The following is a 21,463-nucleotide window of genomic DNA, read 5'->3' as shown; positions in this document are numbered from 1 at the left end:
ATGGCTGGCAACGAGCATGGCGCCACGGAGACCTACGAGTGCGACGTGCTTGTGGCCGGATCGGGTTGCTCCGGCATGTCGGCCGCGATCACCGCGCGTTATCGCGGGCTCAACGTGCTGATCGTCGAGAAGGAGCCGCGCTTCGGCGGCACCACGGCCCGCTCCGGCGGCTGGCTCTGGATCCCCGGCACCTCGCTGGCGAAAGCCTACGGCATCGAAGAGACGCCGGAGCAGGCCCGCACGTATTTGCGGCACGAGGCCGGCAACAATTACGACGCAGCACGCGTCGATGCCTTTCTGAGCGCCGGCCCTGAAGCTGTCGATTTCTTCACCACCAAGACCGCGCTGCGCTTCGACATGCCGCTGGTGTTTCCCGATTACCACGCCGAAGCGCCCGGCGGCGCCCAGGGCGGCCGCTCCATGGTGACGCGCCCGTTCGACGGCCGCGAGCTCGGCGATCTCATCAAATCGCTCGGCATGCCGCTGCCCGAGCTCACCGTGTTCGGCATGATGTTAGGCTCCGGCAAGGAGATCATCCACTTCATGCGCGTGACGAAGTCGCTGACCTCGGCGGTCTATGTCGCCAAGCGCCTGTCGCGGCATCTCATGGATGTGCTGCGCCATGGCCGCGGCATGACGCTCACCAATGGCAATGCCCTCGCCGGGCGCCTGGCAAAGTCCGCGCTCGACCTGAAGATTCCGATGTGGCTGTCCTCGCCGGTGCGGGAGCTGACGGTCGAGAACGGCACCGTGACCGGCGCCATCGTCTCGCGCGAGGGACGCGAGGTGCGCGTTCGTGCACGGCAGGGCGTCGTGCTCGCCTGCGGCGGCTTTCCGCATGACGTCGAGCGGCGCAAGCAGATGTTCCCGCACGCTCCGACCGGCGTTGAGCATTATTCGCCAGGGCCAACCGGCAACACCGGCGACGGCCTGCGCCTTGCGGAAGGCGCCGGCGGCCGTATCGAGGATCGCCTGCCGAACGCGGCGGCCTGGGTGCCGGTGTCGTTGACCACGCGCAAGGACGGCTCCAAAGGCGTGATGCCGCACTTCATCGACCGCGCCAAGCCCGGCGTGATCGCGGTGATGCGCGACGGCAGGCGTTTTGCCAATGAAGGCAATTCCTATCACGACTTCGTCCAGGCCATGATCAAGGCGGCCAAGCCCGGCGAGGAGATCGCCGCTTTCCTGGTCTGCGACCACAAGACGTTGCGGACATACGGCCTCGGATGCGTGCCGCCCTTCCCGATGCCGCTGGGTCGGCATTTGAAGACCGGCTATCTCATGCGCGGCGACACGCTGGAAGCGCTGGCGGCGAAAGCCGGCATTGACGCCAAGGCGTTCGTCGAGACGGTCAGGCAGTTCAACGTGACGGCGCCGCTGGGACAGGATGCCGCCTTCGGCAAGGGCTCGAAGGCCTATAACCGCTACCAGGGCGATGCGCTGCACGGCCCGAACCCCTGTGTCGCACCGATCGAGAACGGGCCGTTCTACGCCATCAAGATGGTGATCGGCGATCTCGGCACCTATGCCGGCATCGTCACCGACGCGAATGCGCGGGCGCTCGATGCCGAGGGCCGGGTGATTCCAGGCCTCTATGCCGCCGGCAACGACATGGCGAGCATCATGGGCGGCAACTATCCCGGCGCCGGCATCACGCTTGGGCCGGCGCTGACCTTCGGCTACATTGCCGGCCGACATCTTGCCGACAGCGCCGCCAAGCGCGACGCGGCTTAATCACGCCAGGAGGCGCATGAAGAGAGAGAGCCGCGGCATCCAGTCGATCGAGGTCGGCGGAGAATTGCTTCGCGCGCTCGCAAAGAGCGGCGAACCGATGATGCTGCGCGATCTCGCCCGCGAGGCCGGCATGTCGCCGGCCAAGGCGCATCCCTATCTCGCCAGCTTCTCCCGCATCGGGCTGATCGAGCAGGACGAGAGCACCGGCCGCTACGAGATCGGCGCGCTGGCGCTGGAGCTCGGCCTGATCAGCCTGCGCCGCCTCTCCGGCGTGCGCATCGCGCGTCCGAAGATCGCGGGCCTCGCGAGCCAGATCGGCCACGCCGTCTCGCTCGCGGTCTGGGGCACGCACGGGCCGACCGTGGTGCAGCTCGAAGAGCCGGCCCAGCCCGTGCACATCGTGATGCGCGTCGGCTCGGTGATGGCGCTGCTGGAGACCGCGACCGGCCGCGCCTTCGCGGCGTTCCTGCCGGAGAAGACGATCAGCGCCGCGCTCGACAGCGGCCTCGACCGCCATGGCGTCGGCTACAATCCGAAGCGCGCCGTGAAGGGGGCCAAGGTCGCCGAGATGCTGACCGAGGTGCGCAAGCACGGCCTCGCCCGTGCGCTCGGCGATCCCCTCCCCGGCGTCAACGCGTTCTCCGCGCCGGTGTTCGATCATTCCGGCCACGTCGCGCTGGTCATCACCGCGATGGGCCCGGAAGGCACCTTTGATGCCCGCTGGGACAGCCCGATCGCGCACGCGCTGCGCGACTGTGCGGGGGGCATCTCCAAGCGGCTGGGCCACGGGATAACGGTTGCGGCGGAGTGACCGCCCCCTACGTCTCCCTCACCGGCACCGTGTAGTTCAGGACCAACCGGCCGCCATCCGGATAGATCGTCTGCCCGGTGATGTAGGACGCATCGTCGCTGGCAAGGAACGCAACGACGGACGCCACCTCGCTCGGCTCGCCGCCGCGGCCCGCCGGCGTGCGTGACAGCACGGTCTTGCGGGCGTCTTCCGAGGTGTAGATCGACGAGGCCACCATGTCGGTCAGGATCGTGCCCGGCCCGACCGCGACGACGCGGATGTTGTGCGGGGCGAGCGCGACGGCGGCGACGGAGGTCAGCTGCTTCATGCCGCCCTTCGACATCGCGTAGGTCGCAAGCGAAGGGATCGCCAGCAGCGCGTTCACCGAGGACATGTTGATGACGACCCCGCCGCCGCCTTGCGCGATCATTTGCCTCGCCGCCGCCTGCACGCCGAAGAACGCGCCCTTCAGATTGATGCCGATGATCTCGTCGAATTCCTCTTCGGTGATGTCGAGGATGTCGCGGTTGCGGGCGACGCCGGCATTGTTGACCATGATGTCGAGCCCGCCGAACTCCTTCACGGCGGTCGCGACCAGCTGATCCACGTCCGCGCGCTTGGCGACGTTGCCCACGATCGTGCGCAGCGCATCCGGCCGGGCGAGCTCGGCGGCCGTCGCAGCGAGGCCCTCGGCATCGACATCCGAGATGACGACCTTAACGCCGTCGTCCAAAAATCTCTTCGCGCAGGCCTTGCCGATGCCGCGCGCCGCGCCGGTGATGGCCGCGACCTTGCCGGATAGTTTCATGGGTTCACTCCTGCAACTTGTGACGATCTCACGGACGCGTTCACGCAAAGACGCGCGGGCGCAAGCCCGCGTGAAACCAGGTGATCATGGAATAGATGTCGTAGACCGGCAGCCCGACCTCGGCCTGAAGCGCTGCGGCATAAGGCGGCATGTTGGTGCATTCGAGCACGATGGCGCCGACATCCGGATGCCTGGCGACGAGCTCCTTGCCTGCCTCGACCACGTCGCGCTCGGCTTGCGCGACGTCCATGTCGTCCTTCTCGGCCTTGATCAGGACGCGGAAGAACTCCTTGCCGTTCTCGGTGCCGACCAGCGGCGTGTCGAGCGGCACGCCGGCCCCTTCGAGATGGGCCGGCGTCAGGGTCGAGCCCGACACCGTGACGAGGCCGACGCGCTTGCCCGGCGGCAGGGTCGCCTGCACCCACGGCACCTGCATCAGCGAAGAGGTCGCGACGGGAACGCCCACCGCCGCCGCGATCTCCTTCTGGAACAGCGAGAGGAAGCCGCAATTGGTGGTGATGGCCTCCGCTCCGAGCCGCACCAAATCCTTGGCCGCATCGATGAAATCGGGCAACAGGCCGGCCGCGCCCTTCAGCACCACCTTCTCCGGCGAGGCGCCGCTCACCACGCGATAGAGCACCGGGAATGGCCAGGTCGTGCCGTTGCCCATGTCGCCGGGAATGCGGGGAAAGCGCGCTTCCAGCATCAGGATGCCGAGCGGCGCGCCGTAGATGGCCTTGCCGCCACGGGCGATGCGGGAGGAGTTGCCAGGATTGGTCATTGTGCGCTCTCAGAGGAAACGATCGGGCGCGAACGGCGCGAGTGGAATCTCCGGCGCCTTGCCGCTCACGAGCTGGGCGACGAGACGACCGGTGCGGGCCGAGCCGACCAGGCCGACATGGCCGTGGCCGAAAGCATAGACGATATCGCGCGAGGCGCGCGAATAGCCGATGCAGGGCCGTCCGTCCGGCATGCTCGGGCGATGGCCGAACCACGTCTTGACCCGCGAGGCCGGAATGTCCTTCGGCAATTTCGGGAACATGCTGACGAGGTGGTTGCGCAGGATCTCGGCGCGCTTCCAGTTCGGCGCGGCCTCGAGGCCGGCGATCTCGACCGTGCCGGCGGCACGCAGGCCCTTGTTAGTCCAGTTCACCACCATCTTGGCGTCGGAGGCCATCATCGAGCTGCGCGGACCTGCTTCCGGATTCTCGATCACGACATGATAGCCGCGCTCGGTCTCGAGCGGGAGGGGATCGCCGACCGATGCGGTGAGCTGTTTCGAGCGGGCACCGGCCGCGACCACCGCTGCATCGCAAGCGATCTCGCCCGTTTCGGTGACAACAGCGACGAGCTTGCCGCCCTCGACCTTCAACCCGGTCGCCTTGGCGCGCACGTGCTTGGCGCCGCTCGCAATCGCATGATTGGCGAGGGCTGCAACATACGCGCCGGGATCGCGGCAGCGCCCGGCCTCTTCCACCACCACGCCAAAGGTGTAGCGCGGATGCAGATCCGGCTCGCGCTGACGCATCTCGTCGGCATTGAGCTCCATCCATTCGACGCCGACCTTCCTGCGCAGGCGCCAGCCGAGATCATCGTCGAAATTGCCGCGCGAGGTGAACACGTGCATCACGCCGTTGCGCTCGATCAATTCAGGGACGCCGGCTTCTTCCGCGAGCTTCCTGTGCAGCAGCGGCGCGTCCTTTAACAGATCGCGCAGCGCGAACGCCGTGGTCTCGACCCGCGCCGCGGTCCAGCCCGAGAGCAGATATCTGATCAGCCAGGGCAGCGCCTTCGGCAAGTAAGACCAGCGGATCGCGAGCGGGCCGAGCGGGTCGATCAGATAGCCCGGCACCTTCCTCCAGACGCCCGGCTCCGCCGGTGGAATCACCGAATGCGACGACAGCCAGCCGGCATTGCCGTAGCTCGCCGCCTGTTCGCCGCCGGGCTCGCCCGGATCGATCAGCGTGACGCGGTGCCCCTCGCGCAGCGCCTCGATGGCGCTGATCACGCCGACCGCGCCGGCTCCGATGATGGCGACGTGGCGGCCGTCAGGCATCGCTTTAAGCCTTCACTGCGGGCGTAAAGTCCTTGCCGACCGAGATCGCCCTGGGATCGATGATGCAGTGGAGGATCGACGGCTTGCCCGAGGCGAGCGCGCGCTCGAACGCAGGTGCGAACTCTTCGGTCCGCTCGACGCGCTCGCCATGGCCGCCGAACGCCTTGGCATACATCGCAAAGTCCGGGTTCTTGAGCTGGGTGCCGACGACGCGGCCGGGATAGTCGCGCTCCTGGTGCATGCGGATGGTGCCGTATTGCGCATTGTCGATGATGATGACGATCAGCGGCGCGTCATATTGCACGGCGGTTGCGAATTCCTGGCCGTTCATCAGGAAGCAGCCGTCGCCCGCAAACGCGACCACGACGCGATCCGGATATTGCCGCTTGGCCAGCACACCCGCCGGCACGCCATAGCCCATCGAGCCCGAGGTCGGCGCGAGCTGGGCGGCGAAGCTGTGGAAGCGGTGATGGCGATGAATCCAGCCGGCATAATTGCCGGCGCCGTTGCAGACGATCGCGTCCTTCGGCAGGCGGTCGCGCAGCCAGGTCATCACCTCGCCGTACTGGAACCTGCCCGGCAGCTCGCGCGCCTTCCCGGTCCAGGCCAGATAATCGGCGTGCGCCTTGGCGGCCTCGCCCTTCCACGCCACCGTGCCTGACGGCTTCAGCGTCTCGACGGCGGCAGCGAAGGCGGCCGGCGTCGCCTGGATCGCCAGATCAGGCTGATAGATGCGGCCGAGCTCCTCGGAGCCCGGATGCACATGGATCAGCTTCTGCTTCGGATTGGGAATGTCGAGCAGCGTATAGGACGAGGACGGCATCTCCGACATGCGGCCGCCGATCAGCAGGAGGACGTCGGCATTGTCGATGCGCGCCTTCAGGCCCGGGCTCGGCCCGATGCCGAGGTCGCCGGCATAATGCGAATGGTCGGCGTCGATCAGCGAGGCCCGGCGGAACGAGGTCGCGACCGGCAGGTCGAACCGCTCGGCGAACCGCGCGATGCTCTTGGTCGCCTCGTCGGTCCAGCGCGAGCCGCCGAGAATGACGAGTGGCGCCTTGGCCCCGGCCAGCATGGCGCCGAGCCTCTCGATATCGGCCGGCGCCGGCCAGCTCACGGCGGGCTCGACCCTCATGGCGTCCGCCACCGCCGCGGTCTCGGTCAGCATGTTCTCCGGCAGCGCGATCACCACGGGACCGGGCCGGCCCTGCATGGCGACGCGGAAGGCGCGCGCCACCAGCTCCGGAATGCGGTCGGGACGATCGATCTCGACCGCCCATTTCGCCATCGAGCCGAACACCGCCTTGTAGTCGAGCTCCTGGAACGCCTCGCGCTCGCGCATGCCGGTATCGACCTGGCCGACGAACAGGATCATCGGCGTCGAATCCTGCATCGCGATGTGGACGCCGTGGCTGGCATTGGTCGCACCCGGGCCCCGGGTGACGAAGCAGATGCCGGGCCGGCCCGTGAGCTTGCCATAGGCCTCCGCCATCATCGCCGCCGCCTTCGGCGCGGCAGATCACGACGTCGATCGGGCTGTCATGCAGTGCATCGAGCGCCGCCAGATAGCTCTCACCCGGCACGCAGGTGACGCGCTCGACGCCCTGGGCGACGAGCTGATCGATCAGGATCTGGCCCCCGGTGCGGGTGTTGCGAATGGTCATGTCGGCTCCCTCGAAGCTCTGGCGATGCGCACTTGTTCGGGAACTGGCCTAAGACAGGCCGAGAGCGTGCGCAAGGTCGAAAGGCTTCTCGCAGCCTGCGCAGGGGTCATGCCCGTCCCTGCCGTTTGCACTACAGGCCTTGCCGCGGCCAAGATGGCGAGCTTCGCGTTCTTCGTCTACGATCCGGCCCGAACAATTCGTCTGGAGCACCGGAATGCAAACCATCGGCCTGATCGGAGGCATGAGCTGGGAGAGCACCGCGCTTTACTACAAGCTCATCAACGAGCGGGTCCGCGACCGCATCGGCAAGCTGCATTCGGCCCCGCTTCTGATGTACTCCTACGATTTCGAGGAGATCAAGCAGATGCAATATGCCGGCCGCTGGCAGGAGGCGGCGGCGAGTCTCGCTGAGGTCGCGCGGCTGCTCGAAAGCGCCGGCGCGCGGGCGATCGTGCTGTGCACGAACACGATGCATAAATTGGCGCCCGAGATCATATCGAGCGTGAGCGTTCCGTTCATCCACATCGGCGATGCGACGGCCGAGCGGATCCGGGCCAAGGGATATCGGCGGGTCGGATTGCTCGGCACCAAGTTCACGATGGAGGAGGACTTCTACATCGACCGATTGCGCGCGCACGGTCTCGACGTCTTGGTTCCTCCCGCGGACGAGCGCGCCGAGGTGAACCGCATCATCTACGACGAGCTGTGCCTCGGGAACGTCGCCGCACCCTCGCGCCGCCGCTACCAGGAAGTGATGGCGGCCCTCGTCGCCGACGGCGCCGAGTGCATCATCCTCGGCTGCACCGAGATCACCATGTTGGTCGGCCCGGACGACACGTCTGTCGAGACGTTCGACACGACCGCAATTCACGCGGAAACGGCCGCCGATTTCGCGATCGGGTGATTTGATCTCCTGGGGACGTGGGCTGTCCTCACCCGCTCCGCTTCTGTCGCGCGCTCGCCAGCAGCACCAGCATGAATGAGGCCGCCGTCATCAAGGTCGAGATCGCGGCGATGGTCGGATCGATCTCGTCCCGCAGCGCGGTGAACATGCGCTTGGTCAGCGGCTGGTACTGGCCGCCGGAGATGAACAGCGCGACGATGGTCTCGTCCATCGCCGAGATGAAGGCGAAGATGCCCCCGGCGACCACGCTGGACTTGATCTGCGGCAGCGTCACCGCGAAGAAGCTGCGCAGGCGGTTCATGCCGAGGCTGCGCGCCACCATCTCCTGCGCGGGATCGAAGCTCTGCAGGCCCGCGAGCACCGAAATCACGACATAGGGCAGGCCCAGCATCACGTTCGCCAGCACGAGGCCGGGCATGGTCGCAACCAGACCGACCTTGGCATAGACGAAGAAGATGCCGACGGCGGTGATGATGATCGGCACCACCAGCGGCAGCAGCAGCGCCATGTGGATTAGCCGCATGATCCGCAGCTTCGACTGGCTGATGGCATAGGCAGCAGCCACCCCGAACGGGGTCGCGATCACGACGGTGAGGAGCGCGACCGTCAGCGTCACCCGTGTCGCCTGCATCCAGGCGGGATTTGAGAAATATTGCTGGTACCAGCGCAGCGAGAAGGACGGCGGCGGGAAGGTCAGGAAGCGCGCGCTGGAGAACGAGATCGGCGCGATGATCAGAACGGGGAGGATCAGATAGATCAGCACCAGCGCGCTGATCACGTAGAGGGCGATCCGTGCGGGCGAGGCGCGCATCATTTCTGCCCCAGCACGCGGTCGAGCGAGATGAAGCGGCTGACGACGAAGAAGATCGCGAGCACGCATAGGAGCAGCACCACGGCGACCGCGCTCGCGGCGCCGAACTGGTTGTAGAGCTCGACATTGCGGCTTACCAGCATCGATACCATCACCGTGCGCCCGCCACCGAGCAGCTCCGGCGTGATGTAGAAGCCGAGGCAGAGCACGAACACCATGGTGCAGCCCGCGAGCACGCCCGGCAGCGACAGCGGCAGGAACACGCGCATGAAGGTCAGCGAGGGACTCGCGCCCAGGCTGGCGCCGGCCTGCATCAGATCGTTCGGAATCTTCTGCATGGTGGCGTAGAGCGGCAGCACCATGAACGGCAGCAGGATGTGCACGGTGGCAACCACCGTGCCGAACGTGTTGTGGACCAGCGCGAGCGGCTCGCTGATGACGTCGAGATAGCGCAGGAACTGGTTGATCACGCCGGTGCGCTGCAGCAGCGCCAGCCAGGCATAGGCGCGCACCAGCACGCTGGTCCAGAACGGCAGCACCACGAGCGAGAGGATGAGGATGCTCCACCCCTTCGGCACCGAATTGGCGAGATAGGCCACGGGATAGCCGAGCAGCAGCGCGATTGCCGTGACCGCGAGGCTGATCTCGAAGGTCAGCGCAAAGCTGCGCCAGTAAACGTCTTCGGTGAAGACGCGGCGATAGTTCTCCAGCGTGAAGCCGTCATGATAGATCGACTGCCAGGCGAGCCAACCGACCGGCAGCACGATCAAGGCAAGGATCACCAGCAGCGCCGGCGACACCAATGCCAGCATCAGGCCGTGCTCGCGGCGCTGATGCTTTTGGGAGGGATCTGGCACTGAGGTCGTCAACGCTGCCTCGCTCACTTCTGCATGAAGGACGCCCAGCGCTTCTCGGCGGCCTCTCCGGCCGGCGAGGACCACCAGGCGTAGGACATCAGCGCTTGCTTGGCCGCATTGGCCGGCTCGCTCGGCAACTGCGCCGCGCGCTCGGGCTTGATCACGCCCGTCTCGAACGCCTTCGGATTGCCCGGGCCGTAATCGATATGGAGCGGCAGGTTGGCCTGGTGCACGGGGTCAACGGCCTGGTTGAGGAACTTCACCGCGGTCTCGAGATTCGGCGCGCCCTTCAGGATGCAGAGCGAGGTGCTCTGCAAGATGCCCTGATTGTAGGTGAAGGCGACCTTCGCGCCTTCCTTGGCGACCGCGCTGACGCGGCCGTTCCAGGCCATCTCCATGTCGACCTCGCCGTCATTGAGCAGCTGCGCCGACTGCGCGCCCGAGGTCCACCACACCGTGATGTGCGGCTTGATCTCTTCCAGCTTCTTGAAGGCGCGGTCGACGTCGAGCGGGTAGAGCTTGTCGGGCGCGACGCCGTCGGCCATCAGCGCGGCCTCGAGCGTCGCGAACGGGTGGTTGCGCAGAGCGCGGCGGCCGGGGAATTTCTTGACGTCCCAGAAATCGGCCCAGCTGTTCGGCGCGTCCTTCGGGAAGGTCTTCTGGCTGTAGGACAGTACGCTGGAATAGAACTCGTAGGACACCGAATAGGGGCTGCGATAGGCCTCCGGCATCGCCGCGCCGTTTGGAATCTTCGAGAAGTCGAGCTTCTCGATCAGCCCCTGCTCGCCGCCGCGCAGGCAGTTGCCGGTCGGGGTGTCGACGACGTCCCAGATCGGCTTGCCGCTGCCGACTTGCGTCTTGATCGCGGGCCACGCGTCGGGAATGGAGTCCTGGTTGATGGTGATGCCGAGCTTCTTGGCGGAGGGATCGAGGATCGCCACCGTCTGCGCCTGCTGATAGGCGCCGCCCTGCGAGACGAATGTGATCTGCTCGGCGGCATCAGCCGCACTGGTCAATCCGATCGCGCCCAGCAGCGCGCAGCCCAATCCAAATTTCTGTGTCATCGTCATCCTCACCTCCTCCAAATGATCCTACTTGCCGATCGCATCGAGAAACTGGTACCAGCCAGCGACCATGCGCACGGCGGGCTCACGCAGCGGATAGAATGGAATCGCCTTCATGCGCCGCGCGTCGAGCAGGCCGACGTCGGGCGTCTCGCCGCGCACCAAGGCGGCGAGATAACGGCCCATCAGGCTCGACATCGCAACGCCGGCGCCGTTGTAGCCGACCGAAAACAGCGTGCGATCGTCGAGCCGGCCGATATGCGGCACCGAGTCCAGCGTCATCGCGACGAGGCCCGACCATTTGTATGCGAGCGGGACATCGGCGAGATCGGGGAAGATGCCGACCATCGCCTTGCACAAGGCATCGAACGCGGCTTGCGAATCCTGCTTGCCGAAGGCGCCGCGACCGCCGAAGAGGACGCGGTTGTCGACCATGCGGAACCAGCGCATCATGCGCTTGGTCTCGGTGTAGGTGCGCCCCGTCGGCATCAGCTTTCCCGCGAGATTGCCGGGGAGCCGCTCGGTTGCGACCATCGCGCTGCGGAACGGAATCAGCGTGCGCTGCAGATGCGCGGTGGCGCCGGTCAGGTCGGAATAGCTGTTGGTGGCGATGATCGCCTGCTTGGCGCGCACCTCGCCTTGCGGTGTCTCGGCAACGATGCCGTCCTTCTCGCGCCGAAGCTTGACGACCGGCGACTGCTGGAAGATGGGGACGCCGCGGCGCACCACGCCGTCGGCAAGGCCGCGCAGATAGTTCAGCGGATGGATGCCGCCCGAGCCGGGATTGAGCACGCCGCCGACGAAGATGTCGGAGCCGGTCTCCTCGCGGACGCCGTTCTTGTCGAGGATGCGGACCGCGGCGGAGCCCATCTCGCGCGTCATCCAGTTCGCTTCGTCGATCGCGGCCTTGAGCGTCGTCTCATTGTGCGCGGCCTTGACCTGGCCGGTGCGCACAAGGTTTGCGCTGGTGATGCCGAATTCGGAGACGAGCTCCTCGACCATGTCGGTCGATTCATGCGCGATCTCGTACATGCGCCGCGCCATGGCGCGGCCGTGCACAGCGTCGATCTCGCGGAACGACAGGCGGAATTTCGCGGTGATCACGCCTCCATTGCGCCCGCTCGCACCCCAGCCCGGACGGTTGGCCTCGAGCACGACGGGGCTGAGCCCGCTCGTGGCAATGTGGTGCGCGGCGGAGAGGCCCGTGTAGCCGGCGCCGATGATCACCACATCGGCTTGGCTCTCGCCCGACAGCACGGGATAGTCGCGCGCCGGCTCCGCCGTGGCTTCCCACAGCGAATTGACCGAAGGCAGCGCGCTAAAGTCCCGTGTCATGCCACAGCTCTCCGTTACGCCGCCGGCCCGATCGCGGCGTCCGCGAGCGCCTTCAGCGTCGGGAAATGGAAGTCCGGCTTGGTCAGCGTCTCCACCGCCGGCGTGCCACCGAAGCCGGCGATGCCCTGGCGGCGCTCGATCCAGCAAACCTTGTAGCCGAGCTTCCGCGCGATCCCGATGTCGTGATACTGGCTCTGCGCGACGTGCAGGATGTCGGATTGCTTGTAGCCGAACGCCGACTGGCGGCCCTTGTTGTAAGCGAAGAACTCCGGATTCGGCTTGGCCACGCCGGTGTCGTCGGCACACACCGTGTCGTCGAAGGGATCGCCGAGCGCGTGGGCGTAGCAGGACAGCGCGACGCGGTCCGCATTGGTCATCGCCACCAGGCGGAATTTCGTGCGCAGCCGCTTGAGCGCCTCGACGGAATCGGAGAACGGCCCCCAGCGCAGCACCGACAGCTGGAACACGTCGCAGGCCGCATCGTCGGCGGGCAGCCCAAGTTCCGTGGCGAGGTGGCGGTAGACGTGGAACATCGCCTCGCTGGAGCGCTCATAGTGCCTGTCGCGGCCGCGCTTGTAGGGCTCGAAGATCTGCTCGTCGCTGAGCTCGGCGGGCGTCTTGCCCGAGATCTTGCGCACCGCGTTGAGCACGCCGGTCTCGAAATCGATCAGGGTGCCGACGACGTCGAAGGTGAGGACCTTGAAATTGCTGAACGCGGCTTGGGTCGACATGTTCTTCTTCTCTCAGGTTGCAACAAGACTTCAGTCCACCCTGGGCACGACGATGGTGTCCTCGGGATGGAGGGTGACGGTGAGGCTGCCGCCGAGCGGCGGAATGCGGTGATAGGCCTGGTGGTAGCTCGGCTGACGCAGGCTGAGCGCGATGCCGCCTTCGAGCGCGAGAAAAATGCGCAGGCTCTCGCCCTGATAGACGATGTCGGTGACGGTCCCGGTCAGGCGGTTGCAGGCGGCATCCTGCGCGCCGTCGTCGATCAAGAGCTTCTCGCTGTGCACGGCCAGCATCAGGGCATCGCCATCGGGAATGGCGCGCGCGCTGCGCAGCAAGGCGTTGCCGAGCGCGACGCTGGAAGCATCGACGCGGCGGACCGGCAGCATCGTCGCTTCGCCGATGAAGCTGGCGACGAAGGAATCGGCGGGATGATCGTGCAGCCGCGCCGGCTCGTCGATCTGGATCAACCGGCCGTCCTTCATGACCGCGACGCGGTCGCTCATGGTCAGCGCCTCGCGCTGGTCATGGGTGACATAGATGATGGTCGCGCCGATGCGCCTGTGCAGCGCCCGCAGCTCGATCTGCATGGATTCGCGCAGCTGCTTGTCGAGCGCGGAGAGCGGCTCGTCCATCAGGATCAGGCGCGGCTCGAAGATCATGGCGCGCGCGAGCGCCACGCGCTGGCGCTGGCCGCCGGAGAGCTGCGCGATGCCGCGCTCTTCATAGCCGGCAAGGCCGACCATGCTGAGCGCTGCGCGCACCTTGTCCGGCCAGGAAGATTTCGGCAGGCGGCGCGCACGCAGTGGAAAGGCGACGTTCTCGCCGACGCTCATGTGCGGGAACAGCGCGTAGTTCTGGAAGACAACGCCGATATCGCGCTTGTGCGGCGGCATCCAGGTGACGTCGCGGCCGCCGAACAGAATCGTGCCTGAGGTCGGCAGGATGAAGCCGCCGAGAATGCCGAGCAACGTGGTCTTGCCGGAACCGGAAGGGCCGAGCAGCGAGACGAATTCACCGGCGCCGACGTTGAGCGAAACGTTATCGAGGGCGCGAACGGCGCCATAGGCCTTGCTGGCGGACCTGATCTCGACGCTTTCCGCTCGCTTGTCCAACGATCGTCCTCGCGATGTCCCTGCGCTGGCGTGCCTCACTGCGCGCCATAAGCCTGCTTTATAGACAGGGCTTTGGAGCACTCACGATCGAAGCGTGCGCCGCACCAAATCTTCTCTCGAAGGGCCTGTCTTTAAGCTGTCATGCTCATGACATCAGACTTGCCAAAACTCGGCAATTGCCAAATTCTCACCGCGCTCATAACATGACGTTATGCCCGAGCTTCGCCGCATGCTGCCGTCCGGTAACGCCCTGTTCGTCTTCGACGCAGCCGCGCGCAATGGCAGCTTCACGGCGGCGGCCGCCGAATTGAACGTAACGCAGCCGGCGGTGAGCCGGATGCTCGGTCAGTTCGAGGAGCATCTCGGCGTCCGCCTGTTCGATCGCAAGGCGGGCCGTGCGGTGCTCACCGAGGAAGGCGAGCTGCTGTATCGCCGCGTGCTCGAAGGCTTTCGCAGCATCGAAAGCGGGCTCGTCGAGATCGAGCGGCGCCGCAAGGGCACCGAGACGGTGACGCTGTCGGTCTCCTCCGCCTTCACCACGCACTGGCTGATGCCGCGCATCGACAAGCTGCAGAAGCAGTTTCCGCAAGTGGATCTGCGCTTCCAGCTGATCTCCGGCGCGCTGCGCGGGCCGGTGGAGAATGTCGATCTCGGCATGCGCTTCCGTGACCGCGACGAGCCGCCCTCCGGCGGCACGCTGGTGATGAAGGAAGTGATGCTGCCGATGTGCAGCCCTACCTATCTCGGCGAGACCGATCCCACTGAAGGCAACACCATCATTCGCCTCGCCGAAACGCCGGGCGACTGGGCCGCGGATTACGCATCGCTTCTCACCGGCCGCCGCGGCGCGGCGAAGGCGCTGAGCTTCACCGACTATGCCGTCGTGGTGCAGGCCGCCCTGCTCGGTCAGGGCATTGCGCTCGGCTGGCTGACGGTTGCCTCGCACTGGCTGCTCACCGGCGCGCTGGTGCCGGCCTCCGACACGCTCACCACGACGCGCCGCATCTGCGAATTCCTGCCGCCGCGCAACCGGATCATGCGTCCCATCGCCGCCGAGATCCGCGACTGGATCATCGCGCAGATGAAAAGCGAGATCGCCGCGATCGACCGGCTTTATCCGAAGCTCGGCGCGATGGCGGCGTGCTACTAGGCAGGCGGTGTTGGGGTGACGCTCCTCTCTCTCCACGTCATTGGATGGAGTTGTGGCCTCTACCGATGCTCGATCGCCCGGATCGCACCGCGGAGCTCTGCGAGGCCGCGCAGGCGGCCGATGGCGGTGTAGCCGGGATTGGTGCGCTTGGTGGCGGCGAGATCGTCGAGCATGCGGTGGCCGTGATCGGGGCGGAACACGATTCGCTTCTCGGGCGAACGCTGCGCGTTCTCCTTGAGCAGCGCCTTGAGCACCGCGATCATGTCGACGTCGCCGTCGAGATGGTCAGACTCGTAGAACGACAGCCCGTCGGCCTCGCGCTTGGTGGCGCGCAGATGGGCGAACGCGATGCGCGGGCCGAAGCGCTCGGCCATTTCTGGCAGATTGTTCTCCGCACGCACGCCGAGCGAGCCGGTGCAGAAGCAGATGCCGTTCGCCTTCGACGGCACCGCATCGAACAGCGCCTGATAATCGTCGGCGCTGGAGGCAATGCGCGGCAGGCCGAATAGCGGCCGCGGCGGATCGTCCGGGTGCAGCGTCAGCGAGACGCCGAGCTGCTCGGCGACCGGCGCGACGCGCGCGAGAAATTCCGCAAGGTGCTGCCGCAGGATTTTTGGCGTGATGTCGCGATAGGCCTCCAGCCGATCGCTGAATTGCGGGATGGTCATCGGCTCGGTGGTCGAGCCTGGCAGCGCGCTGGCAATCACCATAACGAGATAGTCGATATCCGCCTGGCTCATCTGCTCGAACAGCTTTTTCGCGCGCGCCTGCTGCTCGGGGCTATACTCCTGAGCAGCGGCCGGGCGCTTGAGGATGTGCAGCTCGAACGCGGCAAAGCGGTCCTGGTCGAAGCGCATGGCACGGGCGCCGTTCGGCAGCTCCCATTCCAGATCGGTGCGGCACCAGTCCACCACGGGCATGAAGTTATAGCAGATGATTTTGATGCCAGACGCGGCAACCGCCTCCAGGCTCGCGATCCACGCCTCGATCGACTTGGTCGCTTTTCCGCCGAGCCGCTTGACGTCGTCGGGGATCGGAATCGATTCCACCACCGACCAGGTCAGCTGCGAGCGGCCGGGCTGGCCGTTCTCGATGAAATTCTTGCGCTCCTCGACCCCCTTGTGCGTCCAGGCTTCCCCGATCGGCACCTGATGCAGCGCCGAGACGATCTGGCTCGCCCCGGCCTGCCTGACGTCATCGAGCGAGACGGGATCATCCGGCCCGTACCAGCGCCATCCCTCCAGCATCATGGGTCTCTCCCAAAGCGTTTTCGAGCGAAGTGGGTACCGGTTCGCGTGAAGAAAACGCGTCAAAACAAAAGTCAATTCGCGGTCAGCACGACCTTGACGCTCTGCGAGCGGTCGAGCGCCAGCCGCAGCGCGTCGGGTGCGGTGGAGAGCGGCCGCTCGGCGGTGACCAGCGACAGCACATCCACGCTGCCGTTGCCGATCAGTTCCACCGCAGTCATGAATTCGAAGCCGAAGCGGAACGAGCCGCGCAGGTCGATCTCCTTCGCCATCACCGCATTCGACGGCGTCGGGATCTGGCCGCCCGGCAGATTACCGATCTGCACCACGACACCGCCCCGCCTGACGATGCCGATCGCGCTGGCTAGGCCCGCGGCGGTGCCCGAGACCTCGAAGGCGACGTCGTAGGGACGCGAGCCAGCCTGTGCCTTCAGCCCCTCGTCACCGCCCGACACGTTCTCGACGTGGGAAGCGCCGAGCTTGGTCGCAAAGGCCAGAGGCGCCGGGGCGATGTCGGCGACGGTGACGTCAGCCATGCCGGCGCGATGCGCCGCGAGCATGGTCAAGAGCCCGATCGGGCCGGCGCCAAAGATGATGCCGCGCCTGCCCTCGATCTTGCCGGCGCGCGCCACCGCGTGCAGGCAGACCGCGAGCGGCTCGGCCAGCGCCGCGGCCTGGTAGGAGACGTGGTCCGGGATCTTCACGCACTGCGCCGGGACCGCATCGAAGTAATTGGCGAAGCCGCCCTGCATGTGCGGCGTCTTCGAGGCCGAGCCCATGAAATAGATGTTCTCGCACAGGTTCGGCCGCCCCTCGCGGCAGGCGACGCAATGGCCGCACCAGCGCGACGGGTTGACGGCGACGCGGTCGCCGACCTTCAGGTTCGCAGCCGCGCCGGAGATCTCGACGACCTCGCCGGAGATCTCATGGCCCAGCACCAGCGGCGACTTCACCACGAAGTCGCCGGTCCGGGCATGACGGAAATAGTGCATGTCCGAGCCGCAGATGCCGCCGGCACCGAAGCGGACGCGGACCATGCCGTCAGCGAGCTTGTCGAGCGGATGCTCGATCATGCGCAGATCTTCGGGGCCGAACAGGGTTGCGGCGAGAGCAGTCGAGGTCATTTGGAGAGTCCCATATATTTTGGCAGCCAGAGGGTCAGGTCGGGAATGAAGGTGATTGCGATCAGCGCCAGCATCAGCGGCACCAGCCAGGGCAGGATCGCCACCGTCGTGCGCTCGACGGAGAGCTTTGCCACGCGGGCGAGCACGAACAGCACCATGCCGAGCGGCGGATGCAGCAGGCCGATCATCAGGTTCAGCGTCATGATCAGGCCGAAATGAATGGGGTCGATGCCGAGCTTGAGCACGATCGGCAGCAGGATCGGCACCAGGATCGTGATCGCCGCCGTGGTGTCGATGAAGCATCCGACGAACAGGATCAGCACGTTGGCGAGCGCCAGGAACACCCATTTGTTCTGGGTGATGCTGAGCATCCAGTCCGAGAGCATCTGCGCCGCCTGCGACACCGTGAGCAGCCAGGCAAAGATCGAGGCCGCCGTGACGATGAACAGCACCGAGGCCGTGGTCTCGATGGTGTCGAAGGTGGCCTTGGCAACGGTCTGGAACGTCATGGTCCGATAGCGCACGAGGCCGAGGAACAGCGACCAGATCACCGCGGCGACCGCAGCTTCCGTCGGCGTGAACCAGCCCAGCGTCATGCCACCGATCAGGATCACCGGCGCCATCAGCGCCATCACCGCCGAGAAGTCGAAATACCAGTCGATCAGGAGCAGCGTGCCGAGGCCGATGACGACGGCCATGTTGACCGAGAGGCCGGCGAGCACCATCAGCCATATCGCCATCGGAAACGACAGCACGACCAGGATCTCGAGCCCGGCCGAGCCGAGCTGCGGCCAGGAGAATGGGGTGTCGCTGCCCCATTTGTTCTTGTGCGCGAAATAGCTGACGGTCACCATCATGAACAGCGTCAGCACGACGCCGGGAATGACGCCGCCGAGGAACAGCGCGCCGATCGAGACGTTCGCCATCATGCCGTAGATCACGAACGGCAGCGACGGCGGAATGATCGGCCCGAGCGTCGCCGAGGCCGCGGTGACGCCGACCGAGAACTCGGTGGAATAGCCGTGGTCCTTCATCGCCTTGATCTCGATGGTGCCGAGACCGGCGGCATCCGCGATCGCGGTGCCGGACATGCCGGAGAAGATCACCGAGCCGATGATGTTGACATGGCCGAGGCCGCCGCGCATCCACCCCACCAGCGCAACGGCGAATTTGTAGATGCGCCCGGTCACGCCGGCGATGTTCATGAGATTGCCGGCCAGGATGAAGAACGGCACGGCGAGCAAAGGAAAACTCTCGACGCCGGCGATCATGCGCTGCGCCAGCGTGACGTCGGGCGTCACGCCGCTGACCAGGATGTAGAGCAGCGACGACACGGCCATGGCGACCGCCACGGGAACGCCGAGCAGCATGAGGACGAGAAAGCCTCCGAGCAACAGCAGCATGGTCCTATCCTTCCGATCCGTCGTAGGCACCGGGACGTTCGAGGACCGAATAGCCCTGCCGCCAGTTCTGGAGCGCCACCTGTACGGAGCGTGCGAACATCAGCACGAAGCCGAGCAGCACGGCGTAATAGACGTAGTCCTTGGGAAGATTGATCGTGGTCATCTGCTCGTCGCCGATGATCTGGATGTAGACCCAGACCAGCTTGATGGCGTAGCCGAAGAAGGCGATCCGGATCAGATCGATCGCCGTCGACAGCACGCGCCCTACGGCTTGCGGCAGATAGCGATAGACGAGGTCGACCTGGATGTGCCGCGACAGCCGCACGCACATCGACGAACCGATGAAGACCACGCCGATCAGGCAATAGGTCGCGATCTCCTCGGTCCAGGCGTAGCTGTCGTTGAGCACGTAACGGGTGAAGAACTGCAGGAAGACGGCGAGCGCCATCACCCAGAAGATCGCCAGCGCCACCCAGTCCTCGAAGGCGTAGACGCCGAGATCGACCTTCGGCGTCGCCTCCTCCTCGAAGGTGTGCGCGATCTCGTCCGCGGTGATCTGCCGGTGGATTTCGGCGGTGGACATGGGCACCTCTCGAACCTCTCTCACGTCGTTCCGGGGCGACGCGTCAGCGTCGAACCCGGAACCTCGAGATCCCGGGCTCGGTCCTACGGACCGCCCCGGGATGACGACTACGTCGTCATTTCACCGCCTGGATCTTCTCCCAGTCGGCCTTGCGGTAGCCGAACGTCTCGAACGCGACGTTCTTCAGCACGGTGTCACGGAACTCGTTCTTGTCGACCTCGGTCACGGTCAGGCCCTTGTCCCTGAAGAAGGCGACCAGCTTGGCCTCGTTCTGCTTGATCTCTCCCGTGGCCTTGGCAGCCGCCTCCTGCGCCACGTCGGTGAAGATCTTCTTGTCCTCGTCGCTGAGCTTCTTCCACAGCGCGCCGGCGATCACGGTGTTGAGGTGGTCGACGATGTGGCCGGTCAGCACGATGTGCTTCTGCACCTCGTAGAACTTCTTGGCCTCGATCGTGGTCAGCGGATTTTCCTGCGCCTCGACGGTGCCGTTCTGGAGCGCGAGATAGACCTCGGCGAACGCGATCGGCGCGGTGTTGGCGCCGCAGGCCCGGGGCATCGCGAGATAGGCCGGAACGTCGGGCACGCGGATCTTCAGGCCTTTCATGTCCGCGCAGGTCTTGATCGGCTTGTTCGACGAAGTCTGGCGCACGCCATAATACGTCACCGCGGCGATGTGGTGGCCGCTCTTGTCCTCATAGCCCTTGGCGAGCTCCTTGAAGATATCGCTCTTGGTGTAGGCAAGCAGATGGTCGGCATCGCGGAAGGTGTAGGGATAATAGGTCACGCCGATCGGCGCGAAGCTCTTGGCGGCGAAGCTCGAGCCGGAGATGATGATGTCGACCGAACCGAGCGAGAGGCCCTGGTTGATGTCGGTTTCCTTGCCGAGCTGCGAGGCGGGATAGACCTCGATCGCATAGCGGCCGTTGGTGCGCTTATTGATCTCCTGCGCGGCCCAGACCGACGCGGTGTGGAACGGCTCCGAGGGCTCGTAGACATGGGCCCATTTGAGCTTGGTCTGCGCCATGCTGGCGCTGGTGGCCGCCAACAGCGCGGCGGCGGAGATCACTGCTGCAATCGTCATCTTCTTCAACATCGACTTTTCCTCCATCGTTCAAGTCTGCTTCTTGTCCGCCCGCCCCGGCATGGATGCGGGCCGCCCAATCTCATAGCCGCCGCGCGCCGCCGCTCTTGGCCTGTTTCTTCGACGGTCGTTTTGATTTCGCCGGCTGAACCCCTGATGGCGCCGCCTGCTTCCGTGCAGCCGGTGCCCCTGCTGATGCCTCGGCGCCAAAATTCTGTGCAAAGCGCTCCTGCGAATGCGCGAGGTGATCGCGCATGGCGTCATGGGCCGTCAGCGGCCGGCGCGCAGCGATGGCGTCGCGCACGGCCCGGTGCTCGTCGAGCGCGGTTCGCCACGTGGTGGGGTTCTCGAAATAATGCGCCAGCTGCGCGAAATAGGGATTGAGGCGCTGGTCGAACAACTCGCCGACGACCCGCACCAGCACGGCATTGCCGAGACATCCTGCGACGGCGATATGGAAGGCGCGGTCATGAACCATCGAGGCTTCGCCAGGATGATCGACATTCTCCATCGCGACGAGCGCGGCGTCGATGCGGTCGATGTCATCTTTGGTCGCCACGCGCGCGGCTTGCTCTGCGATGGCGCTTTCGAGGAATTCGCGGGCACGCAGCAGCTCGAACGGGCCTTCTATGACCGCTGATGGCGCCGGCGCGGCCACGGCGGCGGGCTCGATCACATAGATGCCGGATCCGACGCGGATGCGCAGCCGTCCTTCGACTTCGAGCGCGATCAACGCTTCGCGCACCGTCGGCCGCGACACCTTGAGCTGCTCGGCGAGGTCGCGCTCGGTCGGCAAGCGGCTGCCGACCGCGTACTCGCCGCTGTCGATCAGGCTTCGCAATTGATCGGCGACCTGGCGATAGAGCCGTCTCGCCTCCACAGCTTCCAGCGGCACGCTGGTCCTCCCGAAAGGGTCTCGCGCGGTCGTCCAGACCCGCGGCCCGCCAATTTTGGAAAATTGGTCTTACCAATTGACCGGAGCATTGACCTGATACGGAGGCCATGTCAAGC

Annotated in this window: 19 protein-coding genes and 1 pseudogene; 4 read left to right on the top strand and 16 right to left on the bottom strand. The window is 65.8% G+C overall.

Annotation, left to right across the window (positions count from 1 at the left end):
- Complete coding sequence (locus AC24YW_RS29615; RefSeq protein ID WP_487486026.1) at positions 1 to 1,734, top strand: FAD-dependent oxidoreductase; 1,734 nt, start codon at positions 1 to 3, stop codon at positions 1,732 to 1,734.
- 16 nt (positions 1,735 to 1,750) lie between these two features.
- Positions 1,751 to 2,545, top strand: coding sequence for an IclR family transcriptional regulator (locus AC24YW_RS29610; protein ID WP_487486025.1), 795 nt, complete (start codon positions 1,751 to 1,753; stop codon positions 2,543 to 2,545).
- Between the two features lie 7 nt (positions 2,546 to 2,552).
- Here AC24YW_RS29610 and AC24YW_RS29605 read toward each other — a convergent pair whose 3' ends face one another.
- The 4 genes and pseudogenes from AC24YW_RS29605 to AC24YW_RS29590 all read right to left on the bottom strand — a co-directional run bounded on the left by AC24YW_RS29605 (position 2,553) and on the right by AC24YW_RS29590 (position 7,052).
- Positions 2,553 to 3,332: an SDR family NAD(P)-dependent oxidoreductase gene (locus AC24YW_RS29605; RefSeq protein ID WP_487486024.1), complete on the bottom strand. Its 780-nt coding sequence runs from the start codon at positions 3,330 to 3,332 to the stop codon at positions 2,553 to 2,555.
- Between the two features lie 40 nt (positions 3,333 to 3,372).
- Complete coding sequence (locus tag AC24YW_RS29600; protein WP_487486023.1) at positions 3,373 to 4,113, bottom strand: aspartate/glutamate racemase family protein; 741 nt, start codon at positions 4,111 to 4,113, stop codon at positions 3,373 to 3,375.
- A gap of 9 nt (positions 4,114 to 4,122) precedes the next feature.
- Positions 4,123 to 5,388 (bottom strand): NAD(P)/FAD-dependent oxidoreductase, encoded by a 1,266-nt coding sequence (locus AC24YW_RS29595; RefSeq protein WP_487486022.1) that lies wholly within the window; start codon positions 5,386 to 5,388, stop codon positions 4,123 to 4,125.
- Between the two features lie 4 nt (positions 5,389 to 5,392).
- Positions 5,393 to 7,052, bottom strand: a pseudogene (locus AC24YW_RS29590) (thiamine pyrophosphate-binding protein).
- Between the two features lie 214 nt (positions 7,053 to 7,266).
- On the opposite strand from AC24YW_RS29590, the gene AC24YW_RS29585 reads away from it, so the two are divergent.
- Positions 7,267 to 7,956, top strand: coding sequence for an aspartate/glutamate racemase family protein (locus tag AC24YW_RS29585; protein ID WP_487486021.1), 690 nt, complete (start codon positions 7,267 to 7,269; stop codon positions 7,954 to 7,956).
- Between the two features lie 28 nt (positions 7,957 to 7,984).
- Here the strand turns inward: AC24YW_RS29585 and AC24YW_RS29580 are convergent, their stop codons facing one another.
- The 6 genes from AC24YW_RS29580 to AC24YW_RS29555 all read right to left on the bottom strand — a co-directional run bounded on the left by AC24YW_RS29580 (position 7,985) and on the right by AC24YW_RS29555 (position 13,864).
- Complete coding sequence (locus AC24YW_RS29580; protein WP_487486020.1) at positions 7,985 to 8,770, bottom strand: ABC transporter permease; 786 nt, start codon at positions 8,768 to 8,770, stop codon at positions 7,985 to 7,987.
- Positions 8,767 to 9,579 carry an ABC transporter permease gene (locus tag AC24YW_RS29575; protein WP_487486228.1) on the bottom strand — a complete coding sequence of 271 codons (813 nt, stop codon included), beginning with the start codon at positions 9,577 to 9,579 and terminating at the stop codon, positions 8,767 to 8,769. The genes AC24YW_RS29580 and AC24YW_RS29575 overlap by 4 nt, the downstream gene beginning before the upstream one ends.
- Before the next feature lie 68 nt (positions 9,580 to 9,647).
- Positions 9,648 to 10,694, bottom strand: coding sequence for an ABC transporter substrate-binding protein (locus tag AC24YW_RS29570; RefSeq protein WP_487486019.1), 1,047 nt, complete (start codon positions 10,692 to 10,694; stop codon positions 9,648 to 9,650).
- Positions 10,695 to 10,715: 21 nt separating this feature from the next.
- Entirely contained in the window at positions 10,716 to 12,023 is a 1,308-nt protein-coding gene (locus AC24YW_RS29565) for an NAD(P)/FAD-dependent oxidoreductase (protein ID WP_487486018.1), read from the bottom strand.
- Positions 12,024 to 12,037: 14 nt separating this feature from the next.
- Positions 12,038 to 12,754: an HAD family hydrolase gene (locus AC24YW_RS29560; protein WP_487486017.1), complete on the bottom strand. Its 717-nt coding sequence runs from the start codon at positions 12,752 to 12,754 to the stop codon at positions 12,038 to 12,040.
- A 30-nt stretch (positions 12,755 to 12,784) separates the two neighbouring features.
- Entirely contained in the window at positions 12,785 to 13,864 is a 1,080-nt protein-coding gene (locus tag AC24YW_RS29555; protein WP_487486016.1) for an ABC transporter ATP-binding protein, read from the bottom strand.
- Positions 13,865 to 14,075: 211 nt separating this feature from the next.
- On the opposite strand from AC24YW_RS29555, the gene AC24YW_RS29550 reads away from it, so the two are divergent.
- A complete protein-coding gene (locus tag AC24YW_RS29550) occupies positions 14,076 to 15,014 on the top strand; it encodes a LysR family transcriptional regulator (protein WP_487486015.1) in 939 nt (312 codons plus the stop codon).
- A gap of 59 nt (positions 15,015 to 15,073) precedes the next feature.
- Here the strand turns inward: AC24YW_RS29550 and uxuA are convergent, their stop codons facing one another.
- From uxuA to AC24YW_RS29520, 6 genes are all read right to left on the bottom strand, one after another.
- Positions 15,074 to 16,261 (bottom strand): mannonate dehydratase, encoded by a 1,188-nt coding sequence (gene uxuA / locus AC24YW_RS29545; protein WP_487486227.1) that lies wholly within the window; start codon positions 16,259 to 16,261, stop codon positions 15,074 to 15,076.
- A gap of 74 nt (positions 16,262 to 16,335) precedes the next feature.
- Positions 16,336 to 17,385 carry an L-idonate 5-dehydrogenase gene (locus AC24YW_RS29540; RefSeq protein WP_487486014.1) on the bottom strand — a complete coding sequence of 350 codons (1,050 nt, stop codon included), beginning with the start codon at positions 17,383 to 17,385 and terminating at the stop codon, positions 16,336 to 16,338.
- Positions 17,382 to 18,788 carry a TRAP transporter large permease gene (locus AC24YW_RS29535; RefSeq protein ID WP_487486013.1) on the bottom strand — a complete coding sequence of 469 codons (1,407 nt, stop codon included), beginning with the start codon at positions 18,786 to 18,788 and terminating at the stop codon, positions 17,382 to 17,384. Before AC24YW_RS29535 ends, AC24YW_RS29540 begins: the two co-directional genes overlap by 4 nt.
- Before the next feature lie 4 nt (positions 18,789 to 18,792).
- The gene (locus AC24YW_RS29530; RefSeq protein ID WP_487486012.1) at positions 18,793 to 19,371 is read right to left on the bottom strand and encodes a TRAP transporter small permease; all 579 of its coding nucleotides are present in this window, start codon (positions 19,369 to 19,371) and stop codon (positions 18,793 to 18,795) included.
- Between the two features lie 115 nt (positions 19,372 to 19,486).
- Entirely contained in the window at positions 19,487 to 20,464 is a 978-nt protein-coding gene (locus tag AC24YW_RS29525) for a sialic acid TRAP transporter substrate-binding protein SiaP (RefSeq protein WP_487486011.1), read from the bottom strand.
- Between the two features lie 70 nt (positions 20,465 to 20,534).
- Positions 20,535 to 21,347: a FadR/GntR family transcriptional regulator gene (locus AC24YW_RS29520; RefSeq protein ID WP_487486010.1), complete on the bottom strand. Its 813-nt coding sequence runs from the start codon at positions 21,345 to 21,347 to the stop codon at positions 20,535 to 20,537.
- Between the last annotated feature and the right edge of the window lie 116 nt (positions 21,348 to 21,463).

The sequence above is a fragment of the Bradyrhizobium sp. USDA3516 genome, from assembly GCF_057651995.1.
This window is presented reverse-complemented; position numbering and strand designations above follow the sequence as displayed.

Excerpts from the sequence above, each read along its gene's own strand:
- AC24YW_RS29615 (WP_487486026.1), top strand. The coding sequence starts at position 1 with ATGGCTGGCAACGAGCATGGCGCCACGGAGACCTACGAGTGCGACGTG.
- AC24YW_RS29610 (WP_487486025.1), top strand. The coding sequence starts at position 1,751 with ATGAAGAGAGAGAGCCGCGGCATCCAGTCGATCGAGGTCGGCGGAGAA.
- AC24YW_RS29605 (WP_487486024.1), bottom strand. The coding sequence starts at position 3,332 with ATGAAACTATCCGGCAAGGTCGCGGCCATCACCGGCGCGGCGCGCGGC.
- AC24YW_RS29600 (WP_487486023.1), bottom strand. The coding sequence starts at position 4,113 with ATGACCAATCCTGGCAACTCCTCCCGCATCGCCCGTGGCGGCAAGGCC.
- AC24YW_RS29595 (WP_487486022.1), bottom strand. The coding sequence starts at position 5,388 with ATGCCTGACGGCCGCCACGTCGCCATCATCGGAGCCGGCGCGGTCGGC.
- AC24YW_RS29585 (WP_487486021.1), top strand. The coding sequence starts at position 7,267 with ATGCAAACCATCGGCCTGATCGGAGGCATGAGCTGGGAGAGCACCGCG.
- AC24YW_RS29580 (WP_487486020.1), bottom strand. The coding sequence starts at position 8,770 with ATGATGCGCGCCTCGCCCGCACGGATCGCCCTCTACGTGATCAGCGCG.
- AC24YW_RS29575 (WP_487486228.1), bottom strand. The coding sequence starts at position 9,579 with ATGCTGGCATTGGTGTCGCCGGCGCTGCTGGTGATCCTTGCCTTGATC.
- AC24YW_RS29570 (WP_487486019.1), bottom strand. The coding sequence starts at position 10,694 with ATGACGATGACACAGAAATTTGGATTGGGCTGCGCGCTGCTGGGCGCG.
- AC24YW_RS29565 (WP_487486018.1), bottom strand. The coding sequence starts at position 12,023 with ATGACACGGGACTTTAGCGCGCTGCCTTCGGTCAATTCGCTGTGGGAA.
- AC24YW_RS29560 (WP_487486017.1), bottom strand. The coding sequence starts at position 12,754 with ATGTCGACCCAAGCCGCGTTCAGCAATTTCAAGGTCCTCACCTTCGAC.
- AC24YW_RS29550 (WP_487486015.1), top strand. The coding sequence starts at position 14,076 with ATGCCCGAGCTTCGCCGCATGCTGCCGTCCGGTAACGCCCTGTTCGTC.
- uxuA (WP_487486227.1), bottom strand. The coding sequence starts at position 16,261 with ATGCTGGAGGGATGGCGCTGGTACGGGCCGGATGATCCCGTCTCGCTC.
- AC24YW_RS29540 (WP_487486014.1), bottom strand. The coding sequence starts at position 17,385 with ATGACCTCGACTGCTCTCGCCGCAACCCTGTTCGGCCCCGAAGATCTG.
- AC24YW_RS29535 (WP_487486013.1), bottom strand. The coding sequence starts at position 18,788 with ATGCTGCTGTTGCTCGGAGGCTTTCTCGTCCTCATGCTGCTCGGCGTT.
- AC24YW_RS29530 (WP_487486012.1), bottom strand. The coding sequence starts at position 19,371 with ATGTCCACCGCCGAAATCCACCGGCAGATCACCGCGGACGAGATCGCG.
- AC24YW_RS29525 (WP_487486011.1), bottom strand. The coding sequence starts at position 20,464 with ATGTTGAAGAAGATGACGATTGCAGCAGTGATCTCCGCCGCCGCGCTG.